Below are 4808 nucleotides of genomic sequence, written 5' to 3' on the forward strand. Positions count from 1 at the left end.
CCGTCTCCAACGACATGACCGAGGGCATCATCGCCCGCTTCCGCACGATGGCGATCCACCGCCCGTCGGTGCTCGTCGGACACGTCGTCGGCAGCGTGCTGCAGTCGGTCGCCAGCGTGGTCCTCGTCGGCGCCGTCGGCGCGGCCATCGGCTTCCGCTCCACGGACGCCACCGCCCTGGAGTGGCTGGCCGCGTTCGGACTGCTCGTGCTCTTCGCCCTGGCGTTCACCTGGATCGCCGTCGGCATGGGTCTGATCAGCCCGAACGCCGAGGCCGCCAGCAACAACGCGCTGCCGATGATCTTCCTCCCCCTCATCTCCAGCGCCTTCGTCCCGATCCACTCCATGCCCGGCTGGTTCCAGCCGATCGCCGAGTACCAGCCGTTCACACCCGCCATCGAGACCCTGCGCGGACTGCTGCTCGGCAGCGAGATCGGCCACAACGGGTGGCTCGCCGTCGCCTGGTGCCTGGGCCTCGCGGCGCTCGGCTACCGCTGGTCGAAGGCGGTGTTCGACCGGGACCCGGCGTAGCCGGGGCGACCTGCGCGGCAGGTTCCCCGTGGCTCGCCCCGGCTCCGGGGCGGCGGACCCCGACACCCCGTCGGAGCCCGCCGCCCCGTCCGCGTGCTCGGCCGGTGATCGAGCCGTCCCGCGAACGGGCGCGGCCAGGCAAGCGCTAGGGGCGTCGTGTCGCGACAACCGCCGAGCTGGAGGGTGTTGTGAGTACTTCGGTGCCGCGGAGGGCGGGATGGGTGAGGTAGACCGTCGGGCTTCTGCTCGTCCGGACCCGGCGAACCGGTCGGTCACAGCGCTAGGTTGTCCGCGTGACCGTGAAGGTGCGCTTCGGGGAACAGGAGCCGGTGATCGTCCGACCCGCCGCGTCCGCGAGCCGCGAGCCGAGGAAAGTCGACATGTCGGGCGCCCTGCCCGCCCCGTGACCCGCTGAGGAGACGTGTGGAACCGAACCGTCGTGTCCGCCCCGACTGGGACGGACTGGTCGCCGCCGCCCGCGACGTCCGCCGGCTGTACGACGAGACCAACCGGCGGACACTGGGCCGCACATGGGACCTGGCGGACTTCGCCCTCGGGTTCGTCGGCGACGTCGGGGACCTCGCCAAGCTCGTCATGGCGTACCAGGGCCACCGCGCCGACGTCCCGGCCGACCGGGAGCGGATCGCCCACGAGCTGTCCGACTGCCTGTTCTCCCTGCTGGTGATCGCCGAGGAGACCGGCATCGACCTCGGCGCCGGATTCGCCGACGACATGACCGCCCTCGCCGCCCGCATCGGCGGCGGTGGCGCCGCGGACAGCCCCGCCCCGGAGCTGAGGGAGTTCGCCGAGGCCGCCGTCGGACGCATCGCCGCGTGGACGGACGCCTCCTGGGCACGGGCGGGCAGCCGGGTGTGGCGGGTCCACGGCCGGGACGGCGGTGAGTGGTTCGTCAAGGTCCATCGTGAGAGCCCGCGCTTCCACGACCGTGAGGTGGCCGCCTACCGGACCTGGGTCCCCCTCCTGGGTGGGGCGGCGCCACGCCTGGTGGCCGTCGCCCCCGCGTTGCGGGCCGTCGTCGTCACCGCGGTGCCCGGCCGCTCCCTGCACGGGGCCGTGCACGGGCGCGAGGAGCAGCAGCGGGTCTTCCGCCGGATCGGGGAGCTCGCGGCGGCGATCCACGGGGCCGCGCCCGCCCGGCCCGGTGACGGGTCGCCGCGCGTCCTCGAACGACTGGAGCGGCACCTGGAAGGGGCCCGCGGCCACCTCGCTCCCGGCGACGAGGACCTCGCCCGCGCGGCCACCGCGAGGGCGGCCGAGCTCCCTCCCCTCGACGCGGTGCCGACCCACGGCGACCTCCAGTTCCGCAACCTCCTGTGGGAGCCGTCCGGGGACCTGTACGTGATCGACTTCGAGCGTGCCGAGCCGGGCCCGGCCGTCCGGGACTTCGTGCGGCTCGCCGACAGCTGGGCCGACCGCCCGGACCTCGCCGAGGCGCTCTTCGACGGCTACGGCCGGGACCTCACCGACACCGAGCAGGAGCACCTGGCCGTCCACTGCGTGCTGGACGCCGTCTCCGGGATCCAGTACGGCGCGGCGAACCACGATCCCGAACTCGTGGAACGCGGCCTGCGCACCCTCGCCCGACTGCGCGCCACCCACCGGCCCTGACCGGCCCCGCCCCGCCCCCGCAGGGCCCGGCACGGCACGGGCCGTGTCGGAGCCGGCCGCGCCGGGCGTCCGACCCGCCGTCCGGTACCGTCCGGGCGGCGGGTCAGACGCGCGGGGCGGCGAAGATCCCGCCGGGGCCGAAGACCAGCCGGCCGAAGTTGTCCGCGATGCGGCGGTGGCCGGCGGCGTCGGGGTGGACCTCGTCGGGCAGCGGCAACTCGTCGTAGTCGGCCCGGCCGTAGAGGGTGCGGCCGTCCAGGTGGTGGAGGTGCGGGTCGTCCTCCGCGCGCCGGGCGACGATGCGGGCCAGCTCCTCGCGGATGACGGTGAGGGTCAGGCGGCCGGCCGCGCGTTCGGCGGGGTCGCCCGTGGCCTTGAAGCGCAGGGTGCCGGTCGAGAAGTCCGGGGCCAGCGGGCCGGGGGTGTCTTCGTGGACCGGGCACAGGACGGGGGAGACGACCAGCAGCGGGGTGGTCGGGTGCCCCTCCCGGACGGTGTCGAGGAAGCCGTGGACGGCCGGGCCGAACGCGCGCAGCCGCATCGCGTCCGTGTTGACGATGTTGATGCCGATCTTGAGGCTGATCAGGTCGGCGGGGGTGTCACGGATCGCGCGGGCGGTGAACGGGTCCAGCAGGGCGCCGCCGCCGAAGCCGAGGTTGACCAGGTCGACGCCCCCCTCGGTAGCCGCCAGGGCGGTCCAGACGGAGGTGGGGCGGCCGGCGGTCGAGCCGTGGCTGATGGAGCTGCCGTGATGGACCCAGCGCCGGTGCCCGGTCGGCGGCGCGGGTTCGACCGGGGCGTCGGTGCGCAGGGCGATCAGCTCGGTGATCTCGTTGTGCGGCAACCAGATCTCGACGGTCTTGTCGCGGGCGGGAAGGCCGGTGAAGCGTGCTGTCCCGGGCGGGCCCTCGATCAGTTCGGCGGTGCCGGTGGCCAGGTCGGTCATCAGGGTGTGGCCCCCGGTGACGGTGGCCTGTGCGGTGAGCAGGCCGTCGACGACGAGGTCGTAGACGCCGTCGGGTGTGGCGGGCACGCCCGCGTAGGCGCGCTTGGTGGGCAGGGTGTCCAGCTCGACGGTGGTGGCCCTGGTACGGAAGGCCAGGCGCACGCCGGAGGGCTGGGCCTGTGCCGTCGCGAGCTGCTCGTCGGGGATCTGGAGGCGGGCCCGGGCGGGCAGCCGGTGCGGCAGCAGCCCGTGCGCCGTCCGTTCGAGGTCGAGGTGCCCGCGCAGCAGGTCGGAGGTGACGGGGGTGGTGGTCGGGGCGGCGGTCGGCGTGCTGTCGGTGCTCATGGTTCCTGGGGTTCCGGTTCGGTGCGGCGGGCCGGTGGGGTCGGGCGGGCCGGTGGGGTCGGTACGGCCGGGGTGCTCAGCGGGTCGTCAGGGTCCGGAGCAGGGTGTCGAGGGAGTCGATGATCCAGTCCCAGGACACCTGAGGATCGACGGCGGTGTGGCTGAAGCCGCCGGCGGCCTCCAGGCTGACGTAGCCGTGGAAGACGCTGCCCAGCATGCGGATCGCGTGGGTCTGGTCCGGCTCGTCCAGGTCGTAGCCGCGCAGGATCGCCCGGGTCATCCGGGCGTGCCGCACCCCGGCGCTGGCGGCGGCCGTCTGCGGGTCGAGCCTGAACCGTGCGGCGTCGTACCGCCCGGGGTGCTGCCGGGCGTAGTCGCGGTAGGCGTCGGCGAAGGCTGCCAGGGCGTCCTTGCCGGCGCGTCCGGCGACCGCGTCGGCGGCGCGGTCGGCGAGCTCCTCCAGGGCGAACAGAGCGATCCGGGTCTTGAGGTCGTGGGAGTTGCGGACGTGCGAGTACAGGCTCGCGACCTTGACGTCGAAGCGTCGGGCGAGCTCGGAGACGGTGACGTGCTCGAAGCCGACCTCGTCGGCCAGCTCCGCCCCGGCGAGGGTCAGTCGCTCGGCGGTCAGTCCCACCCGGGCCATGAGGTTCGCTCCGTTCGCCTTTGCCTCTCAGGCTGCTGCCTAAAGACTTTAGGTTTTACCCTACACCTTCGCTGTGCCGCGCGGGTCGGGTCGTCGCCCGGAAGGGCGTGCGGGGCGGGTCCGTGGGAGGGGGCGGGAGGCTGGGCGAGGCAGGTCACTCTGCGTAGCGGAGGAGGCGATGTGCGCGACCGGGGTCGACGAGCTCGCACGGCACGGCTGTCGACTGATCCGGCTGCCGTCCCGTCGCGCCCGCGGGCGTCGGGCGGAGCCGCCGGTCGGGCGCGGAAGCCTCACCCCGGCGGCCTGACGGGCGGGTGCCGGATCCACGGGCGCGCGAGCCGCGGGAGTCCGCCCGCACGCCTGCGCGCCCGCACGCCTGCGCGCCCTCGCGTCAACGCGGCCGCGTCATGCCGGGCGGGCGTTCACCGGTGGCGCTCCAGGGTGAACTTCCAGGCGTCGGCGACGATGTCGTCCAGGTTCGGGCGGCGCGGGGTCCAGCCCAGCTCGCGGTGGGCACGCTCGGCGGAGGCCACCAGGACGGCCGGGTCGCCCGCGCGGCGGCCGGAGACCTGCACCGGGATCTCGCGGCCGGTCACGCGCTTGACCGACTCGATCACCTCGCGGACCGAGAAGCCGCTGCCGTTGCCGAGGTTGCAGATCAGGTGCTCGCCCGGCTTGGCCGCGTCCAGGGCGAGCAGGTGGGCGTCGGCGA

The 4808-nt window shown here is 74.4% G+C and carries 4 protein-coding genes and 1 pseudogene; 2 read left to right on the forward strand and 3 right to left on the reverse strand.

The features are described 5' to 3' along the window. Together PUR56_RS08885 and PUR56_RS08890 are read left to right on the forward strand one after the other, a co-directional pair. Nucleotides 1–530, forward strand: a 530-nt coding sequence (locus PUR56_RS08885) for an ABC transporter permease (protein ID WP_329948475.1), incomplete at its 5' end; no start/stop codon positions are given. 423 nt (nucleotides 531–953) lie between these two features. Further along, nucleotides 954–2159, forward strand: coding sequence for a phosphotransferase (locus tag PUR56_RS08890; RefSeq protein ID WP_329881593.1), 1206 nt, complete (start codon nucleotides 954–956; stop codon nucleotides 2157–2159). 103 nt (nucleotides 2160–2262) lie between these two features. On the opposite strand, the gene PUR56_RS08895 is transcribed toward PUR56_RS08890, so the two are convergent. The 3 genes and pseudogenes from PUR56_RS08895 to PUR56_RS08905 all read right to left on the reverse strand — a co-directional run. Next, entirely contained in the window at nucleotides 2263–3450 is a 1188-nt protein-coding gene (locus PUR56_RS08895) for a GDSL-type esterase/lipase family protein (RefSeq protein ID WP_329948476.1), read from the reverse strand. A gap of 76 nt (nucleotides 3451–3526) precedes the next feature. Continuing rightward, the gene (locus PUR56_RS08900) at nucleotides 3527–4096 is read right to left on the reverse strand and encodes a TetR/AcrR family transcriptional regulator (protein WP_329881595.1); all 570 of its coding nucleotides are present in this window, start codon (nucleotides 4094–4096) and stop codon (nucleotides 3527–3529) included. Nucleotides 4097–4518: 422 nt separating this feature from the next. Continuing rightward, nucleotides 4519–4808 (reverse strand): annotated as a pseudogene (locus PUR56_RS08905) (UDP-glucose 4-epimerase GalE); the annotation flags it as partial.

The sequence above is a fragment of the Streptomyces sp. BE303 genome (genome assembly GCF_036290945.1).
GTDB lineage: Bacteria > Actinomycetota > Actinomycetes > Streptomycetales > Streptomycetaceae > Kitasatospora.

Excerpts from the sequence above, each read along its gene's own strand:
- PUR56_RS08900 (WP_329881595.1), bottom strand. The coding sequence starts at position 4,096 with ATGGCCCGGGTGGGACTGACCGCCGAGCGACTGACCCTCGCCGGGGCG.
- PUR56_RS08895 (WP_329948476.1), bottom strand. The coding sequence starts at position 3,450 with ATGAGCACCGACAGCACGCCGACCGCCGCCCCGACCACCACCCCCGTC.